Origin of the sequence: Sphingobacterium sp. BIGb0116 (genome assembly GCF_024808035.1) — a bacterium.
In the GTDB taxonomy this organism is placed as follows: Bacteria; Bacteroidota; Bacteroidia; order Sphingobacteriales; family Sphingobacteriaceae; genus Sphingobacterium; species Sphingobacterium paramultivorum.
Map to the genome: position 1 here is coordinate 298103 of NZ_JANUDT010000004.1, position 24740 is coordinate 322842.

General features: G+C 39.3%; 21 protein-coding genes. 3 read left to right on the forward strand and 18 right to left on the reverse strand.

Features of this window, described 5'->3' with window-relative positions:
* Window position 1: 1 nt before the first annotated feature.
* The 4 genes from M2419_RS12355 to gyrB all read right to left on the reverse strand — a co-directional run bounded on the left by M2419_RS12355 (window position 2) and on the right by gyrB (window position 8131).
* Window positions 2-1903 (reverse strand): ATP-dependent DNA helicase RecQ, encoded by a 1902-nt coding sequence (locus M2419_RS12355; RefSeq protein WP_153846560.1) that lies wholly within the window; start codon window positions 1901-1903, stop codon window positions 2-4.
* Complete coding sequence (locus M2419_RS12360) at window positions 1900-3984, reverse strand: ComEC/Rec2 family competence protein (protein ID WP_182329966.1); 2085 nt, start codon at window positions 3982-3984, stop codon at window positions 1900-1902. The genes M2419_RS12355 and M2419_RS12360 overlap by 4 nt, the downstream gene beginning before the upstream one ends.
* Entirely contained in the window at window positions 3981-5960 is a 1980-nt protein-coding gene (locus tag M2419_RS12365; RefSeq protein ID WP_159731826.1) for a hypothetical protein, read from the reverse strand. The genes M2419_RS12360 and M2419_RS12365 overlap by 4 nt, the downstream gene beginning before the upstream one ends.
* A gap of 212 nt (window positions 5961-6172) precedes the next feature.
* Window positions 6173-8131 carry a DNA topoisomerase (ATP-hydrolyzing) subunit B gene (gene gyrB / locus M2419_RS12370; RefSeq protein WP_153846557.1) on the reverse strand — a complete coding sequence of 653 codons (1959 nt, stop codon included), beginning with the start codon at window positions 8129-8131 and terminating at the stop codon, window positions 6173-6175.
* A 191-nt stretch (window positions 8132-8322) separates the two neighbouring features.
* Here gyrB and M2419_RS12375 point away from each other — a divergent pair, with 191 nt between their 5' ends.
* Both M2419_RS12375 and M2419_RS12380 read left to right on the forward strand, forming a co-directional pair.
* Window positions 8323-8940, forward strand: a complete 618-nt coding sequence (locus M2419_RS12375) for an OmpH family outer membrane protein (RefSeq protein ID WP_088160428.1) — start codon at window positions 8323-8325, stop codon at window positions 8938-8940.
* An 88-nt stretch (window positions 8941-9028) separates the two neighbouring features.
* Window positions 9029-9934, forward strand: coding sequence for a CorA family divalent cation transporter (locus M2419_RS12380; protein WP_153846556.1), 906 nt, complete (start codon window positions 9029-9031; stop codon window positions 9932-9934).
* Here the strand turns inward: M2419_RS12380 and tsaB are convergent.
* From tsaB to mscL, 5 genes are all read right to left on the reverse strand, one after another.
* The gene (gene tsaB / locus M2419_RS12385) at window positions 9929-10636 is read right to left on the reverse strand and encodes a tRNA (adenosine(37)-N6)-threonylcarbamoyltransferase complex dimerization subunit type 1 TsaB (protein ID WP_259255202.1); all 708 of its coding nucleotides are present in this window, start codon (window positions 10634-10636) and stop codon (window positions 9929-9931) included. The two genes, M2419_RS12380 and tsaB, sit on opposite strands and share 6 nt — an antisense overlap.
* Window positions 10637-10650: 14 nt before the next feature.
* On the reverse strand, window positions 10651-10905 hold the full coding sequence (gene yidD / locus M2419_RS12390) for a membrane protein insertion efficiency factor YidD (RefSeq protein WP_159731830.1): 255 nt from the start codon (window positions 10903-10905) through the stop codon (window positions 10651-10653).
* Window positions 10868-11284 carry a ribonuclease P protein component gene (locus tag M2419_RS12395; protein ID WP_159731832.1) on the reverse strand — a complete coding sequence of 139 codons (417 nt, stop codon included), beginning with the start codon at window positions 11282-11284 and terminating at the stop codon, window positions 10868-10870. The genes yidD and M2419_RS12395 overlap by 38 nt, the downstream gene beginning before the upstream one ends.
* Before the next feature lie 60 nt (window positions 11285-11344).
* Window positions 11345-11503, reverse strand: coding sequence for a 50S ribosomal protein L34 (rpmH, locus tag M2419_RS12400; RefSeq protein WP_075991291.1), 159 nt, complete (start codon window positions 11501-11503; stop codon window positions 11345-11347).
* A gap of 240 nt (window positions 11504-11743) precedes the next feature.
* A complete protein-coding gene (mscL, locus tag M2419_RS12405) occupies window positions 11744-12151 on the reverse strand; it encodes a large-conductance mechanosensitive channel protein MscL (RefSeq protein WP_046673978.1) in 408 nt (135 codons plus the stop codon).
* A 278-nt stretch (window positions 12152-12429) separates the two neighbouring features.
* On the opposite strand from mscL, the gene M2419_RS12410 reads away from it, so the two are divergent.
* Window positions 12430-13071: a response regulator transcription factor gene (locus tag M2419_RS12410; protein WP_120335355.1), complete on the forward strand. Its 642-nt coding sequence runs from the start codon at window positions 12430-12432 to the stop codon at window positions 13069-13071.
* 29 nt (window positions 13072-13100) lie between these two features.
* Here the strand turns inward: M2419_RS12410 and M2419_RS12415 are convergent, their stop codons facing one another.
* The 9 genes from M2419_RS12415 to mraY form a co-directional block, all read right to left on the reverse strand.
* Window positions 13101-14243: a sugar phosphate isomerase/epimerase gene (locus M2419_RS12415; RefSeq protein WP_153846552.1), complete on the reverse strand. Its 1143-nt coding sequence runs from the start codon at window positions 14241-14243 to the stop codon at window positions 13101-13103.
* An 88-nt stretch (window positions 14244-14331) separates the two neighbouring features.
* A complete protein-coding gene (gene ftsZ / locus M2419_RS12420; protein ID WP_259255203.1) occupies window positions 14332-16029 on the reverse strand; it encodes a cell division protein FtsZ in 1698 nt (565 codons plus the stop codon).
* Window positions 16030-16169: 140 nt separating this feature from the next.
* The gene (gene ftsA, locus M2419_RS12425; protein ID WP_070564959.1) at window positions 16170-17546 is read right to left on the reverse strand and encodes a cell division protein FtsA; all 1377 of its coding nucleotides are present in this window, start codon (window positions 17544-17546) and stop codon (window positions 16170-16172) included.
* 25 nt (window positions 17547-17571) lie between these two features.
* Window positions 17572-18408, reverse strand: a complete 837-nt coding sequence (locus M2419_RS12430) for a cell division protein FtsQ/DivIB (protein ID WP_120335351.1) — start codon at window positions 18406-18408, stop codon at window positions 17572-17574.
* Complete coding sequence (gene murC / locus M2419_RS12435; protein ID WP_259255204.1) at window positions 18401-19756, reverse strand: UDP-N-acetylmuramate--L-alanine ligase; 1356 nt, start codon at window positions 19754-19756, stop codon at window positions 18401-18403. Before murC ends, M2419_RS12430 begins: the two co-directional genes overlap by 8 nt.
* A 9-nt stretch (window positions 19757-19765) precedes the next feature.
* Window positions 19766-20866: an undecaprenyldiphospho-muramoylpentapeptide beta-N-acetylglucosaminyltransferase gene (murG, locus tag M2419_RS12440; RefSeq protein WP_259255205.1), complete on the reverse strand. Its 1101-nt coding sequence runs from the start codon at window positions 20864-20866 to the stop codon at window positions 19766-19768.
* A gap of 13 nt (window positions 20867-20879) precedes the next feature.
* Window positions 20880-22085: an FtsW/RodA/SpoVE family cell cycle protein gene (locus tag M2419_RS12445; protein ID WP_153846547.1), complete on the reverse strand. Its 1206-nt coding sequence runs from the start codon at window positions 22083-22085 to the stop codon at window positions 20880-20882.
* Window positions 22086-22115: 30 nt separating this feature from the next.
* Window positions 22116-23489 (reverse strand): UDP-N-acetylmuramoyl-L-alanine--D-glutamate ligase, encoded by a 1374-nt coding sequence (gene murD, locus M2419_RS12450; RefSeq protein WP_182333234.1) that lies wholly within the window; start codon window positions 23487-23489, stop codon window positions 22116-22118.
* Between the two features lie 2 nt (window positions 23490-23491).
* Window positions 23492-24736: a phospho-N-acetylmuramoyl-pentapeptide-transferase gene (mraY, locus tag M2419_RS12455; protein ID WP_075991283.1), complete on the reverse strand. Its 1245-nt coding sequence runs from the start codon at window positions 24734-24736 to the stop codon at window positions 23492-23494.
* Window positions 24737-24740: the final 4 nt, after the last annotated feature.

A 24740-nucleotide genomic window follows, 5' to 3' on the forward strand; every position in this document is an offset into this window, starting at 1 on the left:
TTTAAAACAAGGTATTCCAAGAATAGAGATTATCCTCCAAGCGAATTTTTTCGGCATCTAGGAGATCACGGATAATCTCTATTCTTTTCTTTTCTGTACCTATCGTCAAACTTGCCACCAAATCATGAATATTTTTTGCTCCAGCAAGCAAACTGTTTTTGATTTCTGCTTTTATATTTGCCCGCTGCTTTTCCTGATGATTGCGGATCAGACATAAATCGCATACTTCACAGAACCCCGCATTTTTCTCTCCAAAATATAACAACAGCGACTGACTACGGCAATTGCTATGTTCAATATAACCGATCATGCCATTGACCTCCTCTTCCTTCACCTGATGTCGATCACGAATAAAAATATGATCGATATGCAGGTGTTTGTAATCGACGCGGTTCTGCAAAAAGGTCAGTTGTGGCGCATCTGTAGAAGGCAGATAGCTCGCTATTTCCAATGTCTCCAACGATTTCAACAGCTCGACAACACGATCATAAGGCAGCCCTAACTTACGTGCAAACTCATATTCATTAATGAGGATATAGTTTTCAAATACACCTCCATAGCTGCGCAAAATAGCTTTAATGAGCTTATCATATTTTACATACTGCACCTGAACTTTATACAATTCGGCGCTATCAATTTCAAACTTAAAGCGTGAGGGTATTGTGACAGCTTCTGACAAAACCAACCAAGTGTCGCGCTCCAGAAACTTCAGCGCATTCATAACAGGAACCAATGGCAGCTGATATTTTTTGGCAAATGCAACAACATCAAAATCTACAGTCACTCCTTCGCCAGAACCATAGGGAATCTGAAAATGATTACAAAGGTAATGATAGGTCTGTTGAATAAATGGAATATCAGGAAAGCTAGCTTGCAAATTATCGACAAGCTTCTGCTCATCTGCCTTTTGATAAAGAATAACGGGATAGGCCTTCTTGCCATCTCTTCCTGCCCTACCGGCTTCTTGATAATAGGCCTCCAGCGAATCGGGCAAATCGAGATGAATCACAAACCGTACATCGGGTTTATCAATTCCCATCCCAAACGCATTTGTCGCTACAATAACGCGAACAACATTTGTCATCCATCCCTGCTGTTTCTGATCCCGTTCCTGCCCCGAAAGCCCAGCATGATAATAATCTGCTGAAATGCCGTTATTGACCAAAATACGGGCTATCTCCTGCGTTTCTCGCCGATTTCTGACATAGACAATACCGGATCCACCCAACTTATGTATAATCCGTACCATGCGCCCCATCTTATCCTCTTCTTCAATGGCCATATAAGCCAAATTGTCGCGGAGAAAGCTTTTGACAAATACATTTTCTTTCGGAAAATTCAGTTTCTGTTGTATATCGCTGATGACACGCTCAGTTGCGGTCGCTGTAAGAGCCAGAAAAGGAACCTTGGGATGCAGTTCCCGTAACTTAGCGAGTTCTAAATAGGGCGGTCTAAAATCATATCCCCATTGAGAAATACAATGCGCTTCGTCTATGGCAAACAGATTTACATTCATAAATCGTATGCGCTCCCTTACTATATCATTGTACAATCTTTCGGGAGAAAGATAGAGAAATTTTATTTGCCCATAGACGCAATTATCCAATGTAATATCCACCTCCCTCTTCCGCATTCCAGCATAAATTGCGACCGCTTGAATTCCATTTTTTTTCAAATGCTCAACCTGATCTTTCATCAATGCTATAAGCGGTGTAACGACAATACAAATCCCTTCTCGCATCAAGGCAGGTACTTGAAAACAAATCGACTTTCCACCGCCAGTCGGCAATAAAGCCAGTGTATCTTTACCTGAAATGACCGATTGAATAATTTCTTCCTGCAGGGGTCTAAATGAATCGAATCCCCAGTATTGCCTTAAGATTGATATACTATCTTGCGTCATAAGTTCTCCTTATCCCAAACATACGCAAAATTATCCTTCATGAGATAATTCTGTATCCCCAAACTATCTAACATACGTTGTATATGCCTGGATTTCTCCATCGAATTGGATCCATCCAGTATAACAAGTTTTGGTCTAATTTGCTTCAATAAATGGGGTAAACCATTTAGTAAATTTTTCCTGACAATAACGAGGTCAGCTTGTGGCATAGTTTCAACGGCATGGCACAGAATAGCGATATTACCCAAGGGGAGCGTAACAAGATAGTTTTTCCGCTCCCGACCATTCAAAGCTACAAACTGAACTTTTTCACTCGTCAATAATTGGATTTCTCTTCCACATGAATATTGCAAGCCTGAGGCTTGCAAAGAATCAAATGTACTGTAAACGATACCGCGCCCACCTTTGAAATACCCGATCGTCAACTCATGCTTCGTATTATAGACCCGAAACCGTTCTACATCTTTATTTTCTAAGCATTTTTGCGCAGTGATCAATAGTATTCCAATTGTACAGCATCCCCCTAACCAAACGTATTTTTTATCTTTCCATTGAAAAGCATATAAAAAAGAAAATAGTGCAAAATAGGTCAAAAATAGAAGCTCCAGCCCCATAGGTTCAACTTTTATTGTTGAAAAAGCCAAATGGTCAATAAATTTCAAACAGTATAAGATGAAAGCAATGAGATGCTCCAAAAGGAAACCCAATAAATCGTTAAGCCCCTGCATTGGATTGATTGTCATGATAAAACCAAGGTACATCACTAAGGTTGAAGGCAAATCGACTAATACATTGGCTATCAGAAAATAAGTTGGGAATTGACCAAAATAGTAAAGGCTCAGTGGCGTTGTCAGTATCTGCGCAGCAATAGAAACAGCCAATGCATCTCTCAAAAGTCGTAATATTGGTCTTTTGACCGGAAGGAATCCCTCGACAAGCGGCGAACATATCGTCATACCCAAAACGGCGAGAAAGGACAGCTGAAAACCCACATCAACAACAGCCCGGGGAACGACCAGCAAAATCAATAATGCGGCAATAATAAGCGAATTCAGTGTTGAAAAGCTTCGTTTAAAATGCTGTGCACACAGCACAAAACTAATCATAATAGCTGCCCGCGTAATGGGCGGATCAAGTCCTGCAATAAAAGCATATATCCAGATCATACTCCATAACAAAATTAGTGGCAGCCATCTGAGATAGGAAGGCCAGGCAATTCGCTTGAAAATAAGGGATAAAAAACCGAATAAAACAGCAACATGCATTCCCGATACACTTAACACATGTATCGTTCCTGTATTGGTGAACACCTGGATGCTTTCGGCACTGATATCGCTCCGAGAACCATATAATAAAGCTGACGCAATAGCAAAGTGCTCATCCCTTTTGATATGGGGACGAAGCTTAACCAAAAAATATCTCCTCGTTTGTAAAGCGAGCCCAGTTAATGAAAAAGCCGTTGTTTCTTTCCTGTTGATCAGCTTATACCGACCAAAGACTGCGAAAATTTCATGATAGATATGCTGTCTTTTCAAATACTGTCTGTAGTCAAATTCCATTGGATTGAATGGCGGAGCTATTTCCTTTACTTGACCTTTTAACCACAATAGATCACCAAACTGCAGTGAATTCTTCTGGCTAGATTTTAGCGATAACATTAGTCTACCTGTAGTTTCAACAAATTCACCTTTTTGGTAAGCTCCTACTACTTCTGCCGAAAAACGAATGATATCCCGCTTCATTTTTGGCTCTTCAATAATTTTGACTACATAACTATCCGTCATTATATGGGAAAAATGACTGATTGTAACCAAAGGGTCCTCGCGCCAAAATTGGAAAATTCCAAATAATACAACAGACACATAATACCCGTAGCTATAGCCATATCGGCGAATTCTTCCCTTTAATAAATAACAACAAAACGTTATCAAAACCAGCACAACCAATAACTGTTGAACGCATTGGAAAATATGGAGCGACATCGGCAATCCAGGTGCCAGAAGAAGCGTCACAAGATATGGAACAGCAAGCTTCAGCGTAGGAAGCCGCTCCAATCTTTGCAGAAAACTCAACTTTTTCATAACTGCCACCTCAACTGCACCTTAACCTCCGATTTTTTATTGCCCTCAATTTGATCCAGTCCAGTCCCAATACTCCCCCTTTCGGGATAGTAATAGATCGCATATTTGGCCCATACCTGAACATGGCGGCTTAACCGATACTGCAGATTTAAATACATTCTCCATCCCCTTGTATTGTACATTCCAAAACCAGATGCATATAATACATCCTGCTCATAAGCATAGATCCGATTATCATAACTTGCCGCATCGAAATACGCAACGCGTATATTCGACTGGAATTTTCCAGCGCTAGACTTCCAAAATATATCCTGATAACACATATATCCGAAACTATTTCCCTGATACTCTTTTTGGAATAAATTGGCTTCCACACGGGAGCGAATAGTCCATATTGAACTTAGGCGGTATTGAAATTCTACCCTGAACTGCTGTTTGCTGGTATTCACAAGCCCATTCTCGGTTTGTCCCTCTCCTTGGTAGTTAACTTGTTTCAATCGGTTGCGATAGCGCAACGAAAGTTGGCCTTTTTTGTACCACATGTAACTCAGCTGGCTAAAGAAATCAGCACCTGTAGATAGCGTATCAGCCTGATACTTTGCTCCCGGAAAACGAAATATATCGGCATAATTTGACCAGAGTAATTTTCTACCCAATTGATACGTTAGTCCCAAATAAGCCCCCTGCTCGTTGGAGGTGTTATCCGATTCACCAAATCCCTGTCCATAAAAAGTATGAAAATTCTTCTTATAGTCCCGAAGCAATATAACCGACGATAAACGTGGATGCAAACTTATGATAGATCCTGCTAACAGTGCTGAACCACCATCCATGCTGTTGGCATATTCGCCAAATAAATAAGCATTTCGAATTGTATAGTTTGCATATAGACTTATATTTCGTAAAAAATCACCTTCAAAGTCAGCTTCTTGCCGTATTGCCTTCCCTTTTATTTTGAAGACATTCAATTGCGTCTGATTGAAATGAACACCCATTTTGAACCGCTTATAGCGCCACAATAGATTCAATCCATAGGCCAGTTGAGATGCGGCATGACGGTATTGCTGTTCGGTTGCAGTTCGATGCAAGCCTGAGCTTGCAATCGTTGAAATCGTAGGCGGAGAAGTTGTACGGTCAACTTTTCCATCAATGGATTGGTAGGAGAAATAAGGTGTAATTTCAACCTGCCTAATCTGTAATGTTCCTGCAATGCCACGCATAAAATTAGCCTCATTTAATGACGTATATGACTTTACACCGATCCCTTGTCTTGCAGTATGCTGTACCAATCCCCCTTTTCCAAAATTCAAACCGTTCCACATACTGAGTCCCTGGCCAAATTGCAAAGCATAATCGCCGATCACGATATTCTTGAAACGGCCTAAAGACTTTATCGATATACTTAGGCTATAGAAATCAAATCCCATTTTTTGTCTGTCTCTAAAAAATGGTTCTCCGGCATCTTTCTCCATGTTAAGCGCGAGATGAATCGCATCATTCAATTGGGCTCGATATCTTATCGCATAGCGATTCGCATCGCCGAGATAATGGGATCTCGCCGTATCCATTATACGATAGCCTTTTGCTTTTTCGAGTGCCCGGGCGTATCGTATTATAAATTCCTGTTTAAAATTTCTCGATTTCAGAGTTTCAAGGGGAGACCCGGCGCCTACACTTACGAAAGGTAACAGCAAACTGATTATCGGTTCATTAAATCCTTCAATGGACTGTAATTCGAGTGCGTTGATAAAATCTCCTGAAATGGCCCTATGGTCCAGTAGGCGTCCGATCAATAAAGGATTTAAAAATTGTAATTCAGAGAGCTCTCTGCCATCAGTCTTATTGAGATCGATGGGGTGTTTGAGATAATAATACCACTTTTCAGTCAATTCGCTCAAATCAGCATCCTCAGGAAGTTCTTCCGATAAGCTTTCAAATAAATCTTGGAGATCGATTTTTTCATTTGTTTGCGCCATACAGGTTAGTCCAATAAAACAACCTATAAAGAGCAAAATTTTGCTACAATATTTCATAATAGGTTTTAATTAATATTGGCTAAATGCTAGGCGATGAACCTTTTTCCCGGCAGAAAGCGGTTCACTGGTATGAAATTAGGAAATATAAAAGAATAAAAAAAGCCTGATGAAAAATTTCATCAGGCTTTTTTATTCTTTTATGATCAGATCAATTAAATATCAATTTTAGCATAGCGTGCATTTTTCTCGATAAATTCACGACGCGGAGCAACTTCATCACCCATCAACATCGAGAAGATACGGTCACATTCCGCAGCGTTTTCAATCGTCACCTGTCTTAAAGTACGCGTTTCAGGGTTCATGGTTGTATCCCATAACTGTTCAGCATTCATCTCTCCAAGACCTTTATACCGTTGTACGTGTACGCTATCCTCTTTACCTGATCCTTTCAAACGTTGAATCGCATTGATACGTTGGTCTTCATTCCAAGCGTACTCATGCTCTTTTCCTTTTTTCACTAAGTATAGCGGCGGTGTAGCGATATATACATATCCTCTCTCGATCAGTTCCTTCATGTATCTGAAATAGAACGTCAAGATCAATGTTGTAATGTGGGACCCATCCACATCGGCATCGGTCATGATGATGATGCGGTGATAACGTAATTTTTCAATATTCAGTGCCTTAGCATCTTCGGCAGTACCTACACTCACCCCCAAAGCTGTAAACATATTTTTGATCTCCTCATTTTCGTAGATCTTATGTTCCATCGCTTTTTCGACGTTCAGAATCTTACCTCGTAAAGGCATGATTGCTTGATACTTTCTATCACGACCAGACTTGGCAGTACCACCCGCAGAATCCCCCTCGACAAAATAGATCTCACATTTCGTAGGATCGTTGTCTTGACAGTCGGCTAATTTACCTGGAAGTCCAGAGCCACCCATAACGGTTTTACGTTGGACCAAATCACGGGCTTTACGTGCAGCAGCACGTGCTTGAGCTGCAATGACAACCTTTTGAACAATAGATTTTGCTTCGCGTGGATTCTCTTCCAGATAAACACCTAAGATCTCACCAACAGCAACATCTACAGCCCCCATCACCTCAGAGTTACCTAATTTAGTTTTGGTTTGTCCCTCAAATTGAGGTTCTGCAACCTTCACCGAAATTACGGCTGTCAATCCTTCACGGAAGTCATCGCCAGTAATTTCCACTTTCAAGTTTTTAAGCAAACCAGACTTGTCCGCATACGCTTTCAAGGTACGTGTCAAACCACGACGGAATCCTGCAACGTGAGCGCCACCTTCAATCGTATTGATGTTATTCACATATGAATGGACATTCTCCGAATACGTATCGTTATATTGTAAAGCCAGTTCAACAGGGATACCTTGTTTTACGCCTTCAACATAGATAGGTTCAGGAATCAACGACTGACGGTTACCATCTAAAAATTTCACAAACTCTTTCAGACCACCTTCCGAATAGAATGTTTCTTTCTTTTCAGAACCGTCCTCATTTGTATCACGCTCATCATTCAAGGTCAAGTTTACACCTTTATTTAAAAATGCAAGCTCACGAAGACGATTTGCCAATGTATCGTAATTATAAACCGTAGTCTGCGTGAAAATCGTCGCATCTGGATGGAACGTTACAATAGTACCCGTCTTATCCGAAACACCAACTTCTTTCACATCATACAAGGGCTTACCAATTTGGTACTCCTGCTGATAGATCTTTCCATCACGATGAACCTCGGCCTTCAAAAGGGTAGACAGCGCATTCACACAGGAAACCCCAACACCATGCAGACCACCAGAAACCTTGTATGTATCTTTATCAAATTTACCTCCGGCGTGCAATACTGTCATTACAAGCTCTAAGGCTGATTTATTCTCTTTTTTGTTGATCCCTGTAGGAATACCCCGACCGTTATCGCGGACAGAAATCGAGTTATCTTTATGGATAGTAACAAAGATATCTGTACAATATCCCGCTACAGCTTCATCGATTGAATTATCAACAACCTCGTATACCAAATGGTGCAATCCTTTTACACCGGTGTCACCGATATACATGGATGGACGCTTACGAACCGCCTCTAAACCCTCTAATACCTGAATATTATCGGCCGAATAGGTGGATGCATTCTTATTTTCTTCGCTCATTGAAAACCTCTTAAATGTAATATTCAAAAATACGAAATTTTGGCCGATTTATCAAGTCCGTGAACAAGTATTGCACCTATATTCCGAATTATAATACACAGGATAATTTTACTTTTTTATTACTAAAAACTAGAATTTCGATTTTTTTATGTTAGGTTTGTTTTCAGTAATAATTTGCAAATAACAAAAAAATGAACACTATATTTTCAATTGTATCGAAAGTTTCCTTTGGCCTTTTATTGGTTGGAACTATTGCATCATGTAACCAAGGTGCAAAAACAACAAACGAACCTGCAAAAAATGATTCCAATACCGTAAGCAAGGAGAGCCAGGGAAGTAACAAAGATAAAATCGTCTATTTAAACTCGGATTCACTTTCTGAAAAATATCAATATTTTAAGGACATTAAATCGAAGCTTGAAAACAAAGTAAAGAAAGCACAAACGGATCTGCAATCTAAAAGTACTGCATTCCAACGTGAAGTTGCCGAATATCAAAAAAATGCAGCTACAATGTCTGCTCCTGATCGACAAGCTACTGAACAAAAACTAGCGCGTAAACAAGATGAGCTTGCACGTTTAGACCAAACAGCTTCTTCCTCTATTGCAAAAGACGAGTCTGAAGAGTTCAACAATGTTTATAATAAAATTACCGAATTCCTGAAAAAACATGCTGCAGAAAATGGCTACAAACTGGTGCTTACCTATTCAAAAAGCAACCCAACTGTATTGTATGCTGACCCATCTTTGGAAATCACTAATGAAGTAATCAAACAGTTAAACGAAGAATATAAATCTTCAAACAAATAGAAGATCATAATAATTTAGGAAAGCCATCGACTCCGTTGATGGCTTTTTTTATTTTCTTTCTTATCTTGTCCTTACTAAAATTAGATTTATGGTCAGAACGATTGTTGAAAAGGAAATCGCAAACTACGAATGGATAGATATAGCTGAGCCAACCTCAGAAGACTTCACCTTCATTAAAGAGCGCTTCAATTTGAATGAAGCTTCGATCAAGGATTCCAAAGAACCAGAACATCTACCGAAAATTGAAGAATTTGAGAATTATACCTTTGTTATTCTTCGTGTCATGTCGGACAATTTCAAGGAAAATTCAGACAGCATCGGAGAAATCACCGACCGCCTGACCATCTTCTACGGAAGCGATTTTGTGATTACTGTACACAAACGTCGTATTGAATTTTTAGAAAAACTTAAGAACATTGAATTTACGTCCATCAAGACAAAAAACAGCCGTAAACTGGCTGTATTTATCACGACTGCAGCTGTATTTACCTTTAGCCAAACGTTAGAGCAACTTTCAACACGCATCGATGCATACGAAGAATTGATTTTTCTGAAACGCATGAAGCAACAGCCAATACTGAAAAATCTCTATTTTATAAAAAGGCAGATTGATGTTGCACGAAAGGTCATCTTTCTCTACAAGGAGGTTGTTGAGCATTTTCATTCATCCTCCAAAAAGGATGTGTACACCCGGGATTTAAAAGATCTGCAGGTCCGGACATCAACCTTGTACGAAAACTTATCGGAAAATGTAGCACAGCTGCTTAATGTGTATTTCAACATCTCGTCTAATCACACCAATGAGATTATGCGTATCCTGACAATTTTCTCCGTATTTTTTATGCCAATCACTTTTGTGGCAGGAATTTATGGAATGAATTTCAAAAATATGCCCGAATTAGAATGGTACTATGGATATCCGGTAGCCATGGGGATCATGGTCGCCATATCCCTTGCGATTTATTTGTGGTTCAAAAGAAAAGGCTGGCTATAATAAGCCAACCTTTTTCTTTGCCGTGGTAACCACAAAATCTTTAAGATAGAATGGCTCGAAATAAGCGACATCCTCAAACTCTCTGCGCTGAAATTTATCAAAAGCCAACGTCGATAGAAAAGCCGCGGAAACATTAAATCCGCTCAGCACATCCACGTGATCCGTTGTGCTGAACAAATCTTCGAATTTATCGGCTCCCGAACCAAACAAATGGACACGATGGTAGTTCAGCAATAATTCATTGAAATAATCAACATCGATGATCTCTGCAGATGTTGCTCTCACCAACGTAGCATCATGATTATAAACTGCTGTATAGACTTCCATCCGACGGGCATCGAGCATAGGAAGATAAGCTTCATCTTCTGTTAAACCGAATTGCCCTTTATACCCTAAAAACAACGCTTCTAACGTATTAATAGCGATTAAAGGTATATCTAAGGCACAACAAAGACCTTTGGCCGTAGATACCCCTATACGCAAGCCAGTATACGAGCCAGGCCCCATACTCACCGCAACAGCGCTCAAATCCTGCATCTTTCGGCCTGTCTGTTTGAGAATTTCCTCAATCAAAATAGTCAATTTAGCCGCATGAGCATTCTGTTCATCGAGATCGATAACTTGCAACGTTTGACCATTTTCACTCAAGGCAACCGAACATACAGTGGTTGACGTATCAATTTGTAAAATTAAATTATTCATCGTCGTTATAGAAATCAAGGTACAGGATCATGCCCATGGCCACCCCAAGGGTTGCAACGCCCAATTCGTTTCAAAGCCATCCAGCCACCTTTAAAAGGACCATATTTCAGAATAGCTTCCTTACCATACTGAGAACAGGTAGGCGTATATCTACAATTGGCGCCTAAAAATGGTGAGATAAAAACTTGATAGAAACGAATAATAGCCAAGAAAATAAAACTAAACAAGGGTCTAATCCCCTTTTTCCAAATAAGCTTCAGCACATTCATTCTGCAATTTTTTCAGCATTTTATTCATTGCGGTGCTAAACACATCATACGCTAAGATCTGCTTGCCTACATATTGAATAGCTAAATACAAAGTTACATTATGTTTCAACAAAAACGGAATCAAATCATTCGATTTTTGTAAACGGTAACTTTCACGCATCATTCGCTTAATTGAATTGCGATCAACTGCTCTTTTGAACCTACGTTTGGATACGGAAATGATAGACTGACTGGAGGGAATATCGTCAGTCAAGTTGTTTTTCTCGAAGATAAAAACAACTCTAAACGGATACAAGACAAAAGAAGAACCGCTTTTAAAAAGCGCATCAATACGCCTTTTCGCACATAACCGTTCTTCTTTTGTAAATGTATTTCTCATACGATGACTTAATCTTATTAGAAAAAGTTCTTATAAGCGGCCACCGATCCTTGTCAAAGATTAACCTTTGTGACGGTATTCGTCAGACACTGTAAGACGTTTTCTACCTTTAGCTCTACGTGAAGCTAATACTCTTCTACCGTTTGCAGAGCTCATACGCTCTCTAAAACCGTGTTTGTTTCTTCTCTTTCTTTGCGATGGCTGAAATGTTCTTTTCATGACGCTATTATGCTAATTTGTTCTTACTTCAATTAATACAAAACTCCCCAAGAGGAATGCAAAAGTAAAGTTTATTTTAGACAAAAACAAACAATATTACGAACATTTAAAGTTAATGTGACGCGGACAAGCTAATTTATTCAGCTACAGCTTCAAAAAACAATTTTTCAATTACCACAAAATAAAAAAACAGCACAGTTCGACTGTGCTGTTTTTTATAAATAAAGTATATACCTTACACTATTTATTTTTCAGAATATCCCTGATCTCAGTCAAAAGCGTTTCTTCTTTGGTTGGTGCTGCAGGTGCCGCCGGAGCTGCCTCCTCTTTACGTTTCAATGAATTTAAAGCCTTAATAACACAAAAAATACAGAATGCTACAATTAAAAATTGAATAACCACATTAATAAAGTTTCCATAATTAATAGATACTTCAGCTTGTTTAGTAGCTTCATCAGCAGCCTTCAAGATCAATTTTTTGGAGGAAAAATCAACACCACCTGTTAAATAACCAATGGGTGGCATGATAATATCATCAACCAATGAGGTGACAATTTTACCAAAGGCTCCACCGATAACAACACCGACAGCTAGATCGACCACGCTGCCGCGCATTGCAAACTCTTTAAACTCTTTTAAAAATCCCATATTTAAATTTTTTAGTCCATAAATTATGACAAAACTAGTAATTGTCACATAAATCTAATTAAAATATGCCAATTTTTTATCGTTAAACTCATATTGTGCTATATTTTCTAGCCTATGTCCTATTTTATATAAAAAAACACGCAACTCGCCCCACCCCAATTTTTATTAACTTAATTTCTTATATTTGCGCGTTAACTAGTAAAATATCAAGATATATTGTATATTGTTAGTACTTTATTTCATACGGTAATTAAAGCCCAGCATCAGATAGCATATCTATGAAAAAGATTCTTATAGCAGACGACCACGGTATTGTACGGTTAGGAGCCTCCGTTATTATTAAAGAAACTCTTCAAAAGGCAGAAATATTCCAAGCTGAAACCTTTGACGAGGTTCTTGAAAAAATAAAGGTAGAGGATTTTGACCTATTATTGCTGGACATTAATATGCCGGGAGGAAATAATATACGCGTCGTTGAGGAGATCCTTCAAATTCGACCGAGCATCAAAATTTTGATTTTCTCGTCTTATGACGAATCACTATATGCGCTACGCTATATCGAAGCAGGAGCAGTAGGCTACCTCAACAAAACAACAGCAATGGCTGAACTTTCCAATGCTATTCTGGCTATTCAGGATAGAGGGAAGTATATGTCGAGCAATGTACAGGATCTATATATTCAGAAATTGACACAGAGCAAGTCTGAACTGACGAAACTAAATCCCTTGGCACGTTTGTCAAATAGAGAGGTGGACGTTGCTAAGCAATTGATAAAGGGACTGGGGATTATTGAAGTATCTAGCTTGTTGGAGTTAAGCCCTTCAACAGTGAGCACCTATAAAAGCAGAATCTTTGAAAAGCTCAATGTTTCTAATATTCCTGAACTTATTGAACTCTTCAGAATACACTCCAACAACTAGTCATTTTGTTGGAGTGCATTTTTATCCTACTAAATTAACTCATCAATAGTAACAACTGGAACATCTTTTACGTTCAGGTCTTTTAAAGGTTGAGATTTCTTATAAGAATACCCCACCTCTGCTTCTAAATCCCATAACATCGGCGCTAAAAAGTTGAGGCACGTCGTAAATCCCTGAACCGTTGCAGAAAAATCACCTGTATCTTTCGAATTCTTAGCTTCGTTTTCGATCTCAAAGGGACCACTGAAACCACGTTCTTGCAATAAGTCAACAAAGCCGCGCCAATCCATACTATCGGATCCACCAAAGCCCGGTAACATTGCTTCATAGTGATGTCTATCCCAGTCATGCCCAGGAATACTTACGTTGGCCTTTTTAGCCAATTCAGCATCAACATGCTGCATAGGGTACATTCCACCCCAATCAATACGTGCAGCGGTCTGTAAATTACGTGTAGTCTTCACATGTATACGCTGTAAGCGGCTGATGTCTGTATTACGAATAACCTCAATCGGATTTGTATTTTGCCAAACATCATGTGAAGGATCATAAATCTCACCATGAGCTTTACTCGGAATCATCGCATACATTAATTTACGAGCGGCCAGCACAGCGGGAAGATTGTTATAGGTAGAGCTATAACGTGATGAGCGCCATCCTTCCATTGGGCAGTTCTCATAGAGGATGGTTACGCCTAAACTCTCTGCATAATTAACAATGGGGGCAAATACACGTTTATATTCTTCAAGATTTTTTTGAAATCCATCAATTTGATTGCCCAATTCGTGATTATACCCAACGAATGTTCCTACCTTGACGTTATTTGCATCACCACCAAGCAAATGTGCAATACGGATCAATTTCAATAAATGATTTTGATTCTTCACACGTTGCTCAGGATCACCACCAATCATATTTTCAAAAGCACCAAGCGAAAGTTTTAAATCAGCCTGATTGAACAGCTCAATGATTTCCCTTGCTTTTGCAGGAGTGAAATCATCATAATCCAAATGTGTTGCGGTATGATCTTCTCGGGTACCATCTTTTCTAAACACACAAAGGTCTATCCCCCCCGCTCCGATTCTTTTGGTTGTCTGAATCAACTCCGGTAAGGATAATTTATCAAATGCAGAACTCATTACCCATACAGGGTTATTTAATTTTGTCGTCATAGCTTGTATAATTGTCTTATTTCGGTATTTAAAGATACTAAAAAAGCCATCCGATTGGATGGCTTTTTGTTATTTTATGGTGAATCAACTAGTCTACATTATCATGTAGAAAAGAATTGTTCGGTCTGATTTCAGTATTTCCATCTTCAAAAGAAAGTGTAAAACGAGACACCTGAGATTGTGAAGAATGCGGTGTATCTTCCAATGACATTTGTTTTCTCTTATAAGCAGGCTCATTTTCCAACTCATGTAGACCATTAGAAGATTTTAGTTTCATGCTCAATTCTTTAAGACGCAAGATACGCTCTTTCGTACGAACCAGCTGATCTTCAAACGAAACCTGCTCTTCTTCCACCTGAGGAACTTCTACTTGCTCATTTGTTGTACTTGATGAAAAGGTAGGTTTCTCCTCATATCCCGATGCAGAAGGGGCTGCATAAGAATCAAAAACTGTTGGCATCTGGAATTGAAACACAGATGGTGAGGTTTTCAATTGAAAATCACTGTCTCCAAATGAAGTTTCCTCTTCATAACCACCATCAAAACCTAAATCATGACGTATAACTTGAGGTTCCTCAACAGCCACCTGTTGTTGCACAGCATTTCTTGGTGAAGTGAACAAATCAGATTGCAAATTATTCGGAGTTGGCGTATTTGAAGAAGGGACTGGTGCATCCACACGTTGAACCGGAGTTACGAAACTATTCGTAGCTGGAACTTCTCTTGGTGCTACCTGAGAAACAGGTTTAATAAAAGAATTAGCCGGTTCAGCTGTTAAGGGCATAGACACCTTTGTATTTTCACGTTCTTTATCGCGTTCTTCAGAAGTTTGAAAACCAGTTGCAATAATTGTTACTGACAGCTCATCCTCAAAGTTCTCGTCAATACAGTTACCCCAGATCAAATCTGCTGATAGACCAGCTTTTTCCTGAATGTAATCCGTAATGATCGCTACCTCATCCATGGTTACTTCTTTCGTTCCAGAAGTAATATTTAACAAGATATAACGAGCGCCTTCAATCTCATTGTCTTTCAACAATGGTGAAGCCAAGGCTCCCTCTACAGCACGTAATGCACGATCTTCACCTTCAGCTATTGCGTTACCCATAATAGCAACACCGCTATCATTCATAACGGTACGCACATCTTTAAAATCGACGTTTACATAACCAGGGATAGTAATAATTTCGGCAATACCTTTTGCAGCAGTAGTCAAAATATCATCTGCTTTTGCGAAAGCCGCGGTCATGGTTAAATTTCCGAAGATTTCACGCAAACGATCGTTAGAAATAACAAGATAAGAGTCTACATATTTACGTAATTCCGAAAGCCCTTCCTCCGCTTGAGAACGACGGCGTTTACCTTCGAATGTAAACGGTGTAGTTATGATTGCAACAGTAAGAATACCCAATTCCTTAGCGGCTTTAGCCAAAACGGGGCTTGCTCCAGTACCGGTACCACCACCCATACCAGCGGTAATAAACAACATCTTCGTATTGGTACCCAACATGCGTTTGATATCTTCAATACTTTCGATCGCTGAATTTTCACCTACATCAGGATCTGCTCCTGCTCCCATACCTTCGGTTAGACTTATTCCCAATTGAACTTTATTTGGGATCGGGCTCAATTCCAATGCTTGCGCATCAGTATTACACACGATAAAATCTACCCCACTAATTCCTTGTTTATACATGTGGTTTACGGCATTGCCGCCACCACCACCAACCCCAATAACCTTGATTATTGAAGATTGTTCTTTTAACATTTCAAACTGTATTGACATAACTTATCCCTATTTAACTTACAATGAAGATGATATCAAAACGAATCAAACCCACTATATGTAATGTAATAATAATATAATTTCAACAAAAGTTTTCCACATTTGTTAAATTGTGGAAAACTTCAACTATTGTGGAAAACTTACTTCTTATCTAAAAAACTTGCGTCATCGATTTCGTTACCGTCTTTGATAAAACGTTTGAACCATGACAATAATCCTTGCTCTTTTTGTTGTTGTTCAGAAACCTCTTTTGTTGTCACCGTAGCAGCCTGCACTTTTTTCGATGGGGCGTGCATTTCTCTACGGCTATCTTCTTCTTCCTCATGGGATTGAATTCCCTTAATCAACAAGCCAATACTTGTTGCATACAAAGGACTTTTCAATTCTTCAAACAACGGTTTTGGTAAAACCTCATTCTTAGAAAGATATTCATTCGGAAATCCGATACGGCAATCTATTCCAGTAATATACTCAACAAGTTGTACCAAATGCTTTAATTGAGCACCACCACCGGTAATAACAATACCACCGATCAGTTTATTTTCATATCCTGAAGATTTGATTTCATAGTACACGTGCTCAATAATTTCTTCCATTCTAGCTTGAATAATATAAGCCAAATTTTTCACGGAAATTTCCTTTGGTTCACGACCTTTCAATCCTGGCACACAAATCACCTCATTTTCTTTATTTTCATCAGCTAGAGCCGATCCGAAACGAGTTTTCAACAATTCAGCCTGAGAACGCAAAACAGAACATCCCTGACGGATATCTTCCGTTACAATATTACCGCCTAAAGGAATCACAGCAGTGTGACGAATAATTCCTTCATGGAAGATGGCAACATCTGTGGTTCCACCACCGATATCCACTAATACAACGCCAGCATTTTTTTCGTCTTCATCCAATACAGCTTCAGAAGACGCTAAAGGTTCGAGAATCAATTCAGCAACTTCCAGATTGGAATTATCAATACATTTTTTGATATTTTTAATATCTGTTACACGTCCCGATATAATATGGAAGTTTGCTTCAATACGGCGACCAGCCATACCGATTGGTTCGCGAATACCGGGTTCGTTATCTACCGTAAACTCCTGTGGTAAAACATGTATAATTTCTTCTCCTGGAGGCAGTACCAGTTTATACATATCCGAAATCAGTCGTTCGATATCGCGTCGAATGATTTCATCATCACCATCGGTTTTGGTAAATATTCCACGGTGTTGAATACTTTTGATGTGTTGGCCAGCAATTCCCACATTCACCACTTTAATATCCACATTGGACTGTGCTTCGGCTATCTCAACAGCCTCTAAAATACTCCCCACAGTTTTCTGGATATTAGCAACCACCCCCCTGCTTACACCTGCAGAGTCAGCTTTGCCCACACCTAATAATTCAATTTTGTTTCCTGAGCTACGTCTCCCAACCGTAACACAAATTTTGGTAGTACCAATATCGAGTCCCACGATAATTGGGTTTTCTCTTTCAATTTCTGCTGCCTTTGAGTTCATAATTTCCTGTATTGTTGCTGTATTACTATAATGTATTATTTGCTACTTTTTTTGTTTGATCATCTGAAAAACTCCAGTTTCCCCTCTTTTCACAGATAATCTGACCTCCATATTTTACGTTGACAACACCGTAAGCATTTATACCCACTTTTGGCATGATCTGCGTATAAAAGGTCTTTAATAATTCAAATTTTTGTTCCAATGAATCTGCCGATCCAACAATCAACTGCTGTGTACCTATACGAGGCACAAGTTCAATATCCTTATCCCCGTTGACATAGATCTGCACAACTTGATTACTCCATAATTCATCGTTTTTGATAAACTCAATAACCTTCACCAAATCTTTAACCAAGGGCGTTGATATGGTATCCAGTGCTTCATTATATCCTTCTGCGATGTTACCCGTTGCAACCATGATATGCGGTATATACTTCAACGTTGTCGGTATCTTCAACCCATTGGGGTCCACATAAAATTCTTTTCCATTTTTGTTGATGACCCGCATGACAGCCTCGCGCTGACTAATATTAATTCTGATCGTACCATCCATATCGGCATGTATACTGGCATCGGAAACATAAGGTAATTTACGCAAGGTTTTTTCAACCTTTTGAAAGGGAATTCCATTGACTTTCTTTCCCGCAAAACTACCATAGTTTTGTTCTATCAGTTTGGAGATATCAGCCTGATCAATAAAAGCTTCCGTGCCTTCAATGACAATTTTGATATCTTTACAAACCTGCTGCTCATCACGTTTCCCCACAATAGTCATAATCACGACGACAACTATTACGCCGATAAAAAACAGCGTAAAGTAGAGTACACGATTCCATTGTATGTTACGTAACTTTTTAAGCATGCTCTAAAATTGTCTGTAACGGTTTAACCAATTTGTCAATATCACCTGCCCCAACTGTAACAATCAGTTCTGGCTTTTCATCGCGCGCGAATTCCAAGACTTCTTCTGCTGTTACAAGCTGTTTTTTCTCTGCCGTAATTTTATCCAATAACCAACTCGAATTGATCCCTTCAATAGGAAGCTCACGGGCTGGATAAATTTCCATTAACAACAGATTGTCTGCCATGGACAATACCTCTGCGAAACCATCCACAAAATCCCGCGTACGGGTAAATAAATGCGGCTGAAAGACCACATTTAGTTTTTTTGTAGGATACAATTTGCGCATCGAAGTTAAAAATGCTCGCAGTTCCTCTGGATGGTGCGCATAGTCATCAATATACACCGCTCCAGGTTTACGGACAATATATTCAAACCTTCTTTTCACTCCTTTGAATGTTGTCAATGCTTTCTTGATCGCTTCATTTTCAATCCCAAGTAAACGGGCTACTGCAATCGCGGCTACCGCATTTTCAACATTATGGGTACCAGGAATACCTAAATGGATATCGTCTATCCGTCCGTTGGTATCTTGGTAATCAAAAAAGAACTCTCCCTCGCGTACATGCACATTGGAAGCATATGCATCAGCGATTTCATGGCCTGAATAACTTATTTGCCCCGCAAACTCGAGGCCTTTTTTTATAATACGTGTTCCCCCTTCAAGTACTTTATCCAAGAACAATTGGAATGATTCGAGCAGATGGCTGCGATCTCCATAAATGTCCAAATGATCAGCATCCGAAGAAGTTACTATTGCAATATTGGGGTGAAGTGTCAGAAATGAACGATCAAATTCGTCAGCCTCCACCACAACTGTATTATTATTACCATAAAGCACATTTGTACCGTAGTTAGAACTGATTCCTCCTAAGAAGGCAGAGCAGTCATAGCCCGAGTCTTTCAATACATGTGCCACCATTGTAGAAGTTGTCGTTTTACCATGTGTACCGGCAACAGCGACTGTAAATCTACTCTCACTAATGATTCCCAAAACTTGAGATCTCTTATAGAGAATATGTCCTTGGGATTCGAAAAAAGCTTTAATCTTCGAATCTTTTGGAATAGCTGGTGTAAAAATGACCAATGTTTCCGCAGTAGGTATGTGAAAAATGGCATCAATAGTATTGACATCATCTTGATATGAAATCACAATTCCCTCCTTGACCAACGTTTTAGTCAACTCAGTTTCTGTACGGTCATATCCATTCACCTCACAGCCCAAATGCTTAAAATAGCGCGCAAGACCACTCATGCCTATACCACCTATTCCGATCAAGTAAACTTGTTTTATTGCATCTAGATTCATACGATTCGTCTATTTTTTATTAACCAATTTATATACCTCCTCAGCAATTTGAACATCAGCATTCAACTTACCGAGTTTTTTAATATTTCCACTTAATTGTCCGACATGATCTGCATCTTTTAATAAATTTAAAGCAGCAGGCACCAAATCTTTTTTTGCATCACTATCCTTAACCAATAACGCAGCATCTTTATTAACCAACGCCATTGCATTTTTTGTCTGATGATCTTCGGCCACATTGGGCGAAGGCACAAGGATAACAGGTTTACCGACTACACAGAGCTCAGAAATCGTACCAGCTCCAGCGCGGCTAATAATTAAATCTGCCGCAGCATAAGCATAATCCATACGCTGTAGAAAGGCCAACATCTTGATATTATCTGGAAGTTTACCTGCCAACTCCGCCTGTAACTTTTCAACGTAAAAACTACCGCATTGCCAAATCACCTGCACTTCTTCCTTCAGCTCATTGAGGTAAGCAACGACACTTTCATTTAATGTTTTAGCCCCCAAACTACCTCCGAGCACCAAAATTGTCTTTTTGTGTGTATCTAACTCAAAGAACGCTACGGCCTCCTCTCTTTTTCCCGCTATCGCAATGGACTCGCGTCTTATTGGATTGCCCGTGAGCAATACTTTCTCAGCAGGAAAAAATTGCTCCATCCCCTCATAAGCCACACATATTTTTGCTGCCTTAGCGCCAACTTTTTTGTTGGTTACACCCGCATAGGAATTTTGTTCCTGCACGACTGTAGGCACCCCTAGCTTATTGGCCATCATTAATAATGGACCAGAAGCAAAACCACCTACACCTACAGCTACATCTGGTCTAAAATCTTTAATTATGCTTTTTGCTTTATTTAAACTTTTCATAAGCTTAAACGGCAAAAAGATATTCTTCCACAGCTGCTTTCTATTTATTCCCTGAATATCAAGCCCAACAATCTTATATCCTGCAGCCGGCACTTTATCCATTTCCATCCGGCCATTGGCACCCACAAATAGAATTTCATTTGCAGGATCCATTGCCATCAACGCATTTGCGATTGAAATCGCCGGAAAGATATGTCCTCCGGTCCCACCACCACTGATAATTACGCGAATTGCCATGCTTAATTTATTATTATGCAGGAATAGATCCTATAACCACTTTTTTCGGTTTAGGCTTTTCATCCAGCTCTTCTTTACCTTTTAATTCTTCAATATTTCTACTCACACTCAGGATAATTCCCAAGGCGACACTCGTAAATAAAATCGAGGTTCCTCCCATACTTACCAACGGTAGTGGAACGCCAGTAACTGGCCCTAATCCTACAGCAACAGCCATATTGGCCAAAGCCTGAATCGTCAAACTAAATCCCAAACCCGCAGCCAAAAAAGTACCGAAAGCTTTGGGACTCATCGTGACAATACGTATACATCGATACATAAATGCCAGATACAGAAATAACAGAATTACACCACCGACTGTCCCATATTCTTCAATGATAATCGCGTAAATAAAATCGGAATAAGGGTGTGGCAATACGTTGCGTTGCACACTATTTCCGGGTCCTTTTCCAAAAAGCCCACCAGTTGCTATAGCAATTTTCGCATTGTTTGCCTGATAATTTTTATCATCCTGGAAGGATACCGGCGTCGCTTCATCTTTCTTCTCTACACCAAAAAAAGACTTCACACGACTATAATAAGTTGCACGCCGAGGACCAATAGAAACGACTATAATTCCTAGCAAAACAACCCCAGCAGATACAATAGCAATCTGTTTAAAGGATATCCGACCGATCAAAAGCAATAAAACACTCACTCCAAATAGCATAATCGCGGTGGACATGTTGGCCCATGCAATTAATACGAAAACCCCACATACGGATCCCATGATGGGTAAAAATGACTTTTTCACATCTTTGATCTCCTCCTGTTTCCGGGATAACATCCGTGCAAGAAAAACAATCAATGACAGTTTTGCTAAATCTGACGTTTGGAAAGTCATCCCAATACCTGGAATAGTCAACCAACGACTTGCCTGGTTTACGCTACTTCCAAATGCTAAGGTGAATAGCAATAAAGGAATTGTAATTCCCATTAAGATTTTGGATATACCAGCATAATACCGATAATCCAATTTATGGGAAAGATACATGAGGATAAACCCAATGGCGATAATAGAAAAGTGCTTCAACAAATACATTTCTGTACCCTTTCCTTCTTTATACGCCAACGTACCCACCGAACTGTACACAGCCAAAAGTGACCATCCCGATAAGATAATCACAATGATCCATATCCATCGATCACCCTTCAATTTAGACATTATGTTCTGTAGCATATCCTTCCTCCTCTTATTGGGTTATATCATTTATAATTCCATTACAGCCGCTTTAAATTTATCGCCACGATCCTCATAGTTCTTGAACCAATCAAAACTGGCACATGCAGGGGACAACAATACGGTATCACCTTTTTGCGCCAAGTGCGAAGCCAATACCACTGCATCTTGCATAGAAGTGCTATTGACAATAATCTCCACATCTTGTTCAAATGCCGTATGAATCGCAGCCGTATCTTTTCCCAAACAAACAATAGCACGCACCTTGTCTTTAACCAAATCAGCAAGCATACTGTAATCATTTCCTTTATCGACACCACCTAATAACAATACGATTGGTGTAGAGAAACTTTCCAAAGCATACCATACCGAATTTACATTTGTCGCCTTTGAATCGTTAATGTAATTTACACCGCCGATACAGGCTACATGTTCCAGTCGATGTGGAATATTCACATACGACCCCATACTCTCTTTCATCACTTGATTTCTCAATTCCTGCACTTTCGCAATTAACCCAGAAGCCATGCTATTATAAATATTATGCTTCCCCTGCAATGACAATTCCTCAGCTCTCATAGTGAATGTATCGTTATTTGATGTATTAATAATTATTGTCTTATTGGCATTCAAATAAGCGCCCAATTCAACAAGTTGTTCTTGTGTAAAAGGCAAATAAGTCCCTTTACTATGATGTCTTTCTAATCCTTTGATAGTCTCGGGATCGTCCAGGCAATAAATAAAATAATCCTTCTCGGTTTGATTTTGTATCATCCTGAATTTTGAATTCACATAATTTTCCATTTTATGGTCGTATCGATCCAAATGATCAGGTGTAATATTCAGTATAACAGCAACATCGGCTCTAAAATGATACATATCATCCAACATAAAGCTTGATATTTCCAATACATAGCAGTCAAACTGTTCTTTGGCCACCTGCAGCGCAAAACTTTTTCCGATATTACCGGCCAACCCGACATTTAGGCCCCCATGCTTGAGCATCTCGTAGGTCAACATGGTTGTCGTAGACTTCCCATTTGATCCTGTAATACAGATCAACTTTGCATTTGTATATTGCGCCGCAAATTCAATTTCTGCAATCACGGGTATATTCTTTGCTTTCAATGCGACTACCAAAGGCACCGTCTCTGGAATGCCAGGGCTTTTCACGACCAAAGCGGCACTCAAAATTCGTTCTTCATCGTGATTACCTTCTTCAAAAGCTATTCCCTCGGCTTTCAATTGTTCCTTATAATGGTCCGCAATCAGTCCTTTATCTGATACAAATACATCAAATCCCTTTTCTTTCCCAAGGATCGCCGTTCCAACACCGCTTTCGCCGGCGCCCAAAACGACCAAACTTCCAGATTGAGGATAATATGTTGTTGCAATATTTGACATCATTATCTAATTTTCAATGTTACAATAGTAAGAATGGCCAATATGATTCCTACAATGACAAAACGAGTTACAATTTTTGCTTCGTGATACCCCTTCTTCTGAAAATGATGATGTAATGGCGACATCAAAAAGATCCGTCTACCCTCACCATATTTCTTTTTAGTGTATTTGAAATACGACACTTGAAGAATAACCGAAAGGTTTTCCAACAGAAATACACCACACAAAATCGGAATCAACAATTCTTTCCGAATCAGAATAGCAAAAGCAGCAATTATACCTCCTATTGCCAAACTACCCGTATCACCCATAAAAACTTGGGCAGGATATGTGTTATACCATAAGAAACCTACGCAAGCCCCCACAAATGCCCCGGCGAAAATCACGAGTTCTCCGGAATTGGGGATATACATAATATTGAGGTAATCTGAAAAGATTACGTTACCTGACACGTACGCTAAAATAGCTAAAGTAACACCAATAATAGCGGATGTACTCGTGGCTAAACCATCGATACCGTCCGTAATATTTGCGCCGTTTGAAACTGCCGTAACGATAAAAATAACGACAACTAAAAAGACGACAAAAGTTAGATAATCGCTCTGTAGTCCGAATATTTTAAACACCTTAGCATAATCAAACTCGTTATTTTTATAAAACGGAATATTTGTCTTAGATGATTTCACGTTTTCAGCATAGGTCTTCTCACCTGTACCTTCATTGATAACCACTTCAACGGGCTTGGTAGAGGTTGGTTTATCCACCCCTTTTCGAACAACGATATCTGGATGAAAGTACATCGTACAAGCAATTATGGCTCCCAAGCCAACTTGTCCAACAACTTTAAACTTACCAGCTAAGCCCTCTTTATTATGTCTAAAAACCTTTATATAATCATCTAAAAATCCAATTGCGCCCATCCAAAGTGTTGTCACAATCATGATAATCACATATATATTTGTCAATTTCGCAAATAACAAGGTAGGGATAAGGATACCTGCTATAATGATGATCCCACCCATTGTCGGCGTACCAGCTTTCTTTTTTTCACCTTCAAGCCCCAAATCACGAATTGTCTCTCCGACTTGCTTATTATGCAAGAATTGAATCAATTTTCCCCCAAAAACCGTGGTAATAATCAATGAAGCGATTACAGCCATAGATGTCCGAAAAGAGATGTATTGAAACAAACCTCCTCCAGGTATATGAATATATTCGCTAAGCCACGTAAAAAGATGGTACAACATATTT

What these genes read in the sequence shown, in the direction of transcription:
- M2419_RS12355 (WP_153846560.1), bottom strand. Translation starts at nt 1,903, where the DNA reads ATGACGCAAGATAGTATATCAATCTTAAGGCAATACTGGGGATTCGAT.
- M2419_RS12360 (WP_182329966.1), bottom strand. Translation starts at nt 3,984, where the DNA reads ATGAAAAAGTTGAGTTTTCTGCAAAGATTGGAGCGGCTTCCTACGCTG.
- M2419_RS12365 (WP_159731826.1), bottom strand. Translation starts at nt 5,960, where the DNA reads ATGGCGCAAACAAATGAAAAAATCGATCTCCAAGATTTATTTGAAAGC.
- gyrB (WP_153846557.1), bottom strand. Translation starts at nt 8,131, where the DNA reads ATGAGCGAAGAAAATAAGAATGCATCCACCTATTCGGCCGATAATATT.
- M2419_RS12375 (WP_088160428.1), top strand. Translation starts at nt 8,323, where the DNA reads ATGAACACTATATTTTCAATTGTATCGAAAGTTTCCTTTGGCCTTTTA.
- M2419_RS12380 (WP_153846556.1), top strand. Translation starts at nt 9,029, where the DNA reads ATGGTCAGAACGATTGTTGAAAAGGAAATCGCAAACTACGAATGGATA.
- tsaB (WP_259255202.1), bottom strand. Translation starts at nt 10,636, where the DNA reads ATGAATAATTTAATTTTACAAATTGATACGTCAACCACTGTATGTTCG.
- yidD (WP_159731830.1), bottom strand. Translation starts at nt 10,905, where the DNA reads ATGAATGTGCTGAAGCTTATTTGGAAAAAGGGGATTAGACCCTTGTTT.
- M2419_RS12395 (WP_159731832.1), bottom strand. Translation starts at nt 11,284, where the DNA reads ATGAGAAATACATTTACAAAAGAAGAACGGTTATGTGCGAAAAGGCGT.
- rpmH (WP_075991291.1), bottom strand. Translation starts at nt 11,503, where the DNA reads ATGAAAAGAACATTTCAGCCATCGCAAAGAAAGAGAAGAAACAAACAC.
- mscL (WP_046673978.1), bottom strand. Translation starts at nt 12,151, where the DNA reads ATGGGATTTTTAAAAGAGTTTAAAGAGTTTGCAATGCGCGGCAGCGTG.
- M2419_RS12410 (WP_120335355.1), top strand. Translation starts at nt 12,430, where the DNA reads ATGAAAAAGATTCTTATAGCAGACGACCACGGTATTGTACGGTTAGGA.
- M2419_RS12415 (WP_153846552.1), bottom strand. Translation starts at nt 14,243, where the DNA reads ATGACGACAAAATTAAATAACCCTGTATGGGTAATGAGTTCTGCATTT.
- ftsZ (WP_259255203.1), bottom strand. Translation starts at nt 16,029, where the DNA reads ATGTCAATACAGTTTGAAATGTTAAAAGAACAATCTTCAATAATCAAG.
- ftsA (WP_070564959.1), bottom strand. Translation starts at nt 17,546, where the DNA reads ATGAACTCAAAGGCAGCAGAAATTGAAAGAGAAAACCCAATTATCGTG.
- M2419_RS12430 (WP_120335351.1), bottom strand. Translation starts at nt 18,408, where the DNA reads ATGCTTAAAAAGTTACGTAACATACAATGGAATCGTGTACTCTACTTT.
- murC (WP_259255204.1), bottom strand. Translation starts at nt 19,756, where the DNA reads ATGAATCTAGATGCAATAAAACAAGTTTACTTGATCGGAATAGGTGGT.
- murG (WP_259255205.1), bottom strand. Translation starts at nt 20,866, where the DNA reads ATGGCAATTCGCGTAATTATCAGTGGTGGTGGGACCGGAGGACATATC.
- M2419_RS12445 (WP_153846547.1), bottom strand. Translation starts at nt 22,085, where the DNA reads ATGCTACAGAACATAATGTCTAAATTGAAGGGTGATCGATGGATATGG.
- murD (WP_182333234.1), bottom strand. Translation starts at nt 23,489, where the DNA reads ATGTCAAATATTGCAACAACATATTATCCTCAATCTGGAAGTTTGGTC.
- mraY (WP_075991283.1), bottom strand. Translation starts at nt 24,736, where the DNA reads ATGTTGTACCATCTTTTTACGTGGCTTAGCGAATATATTCATATACCT.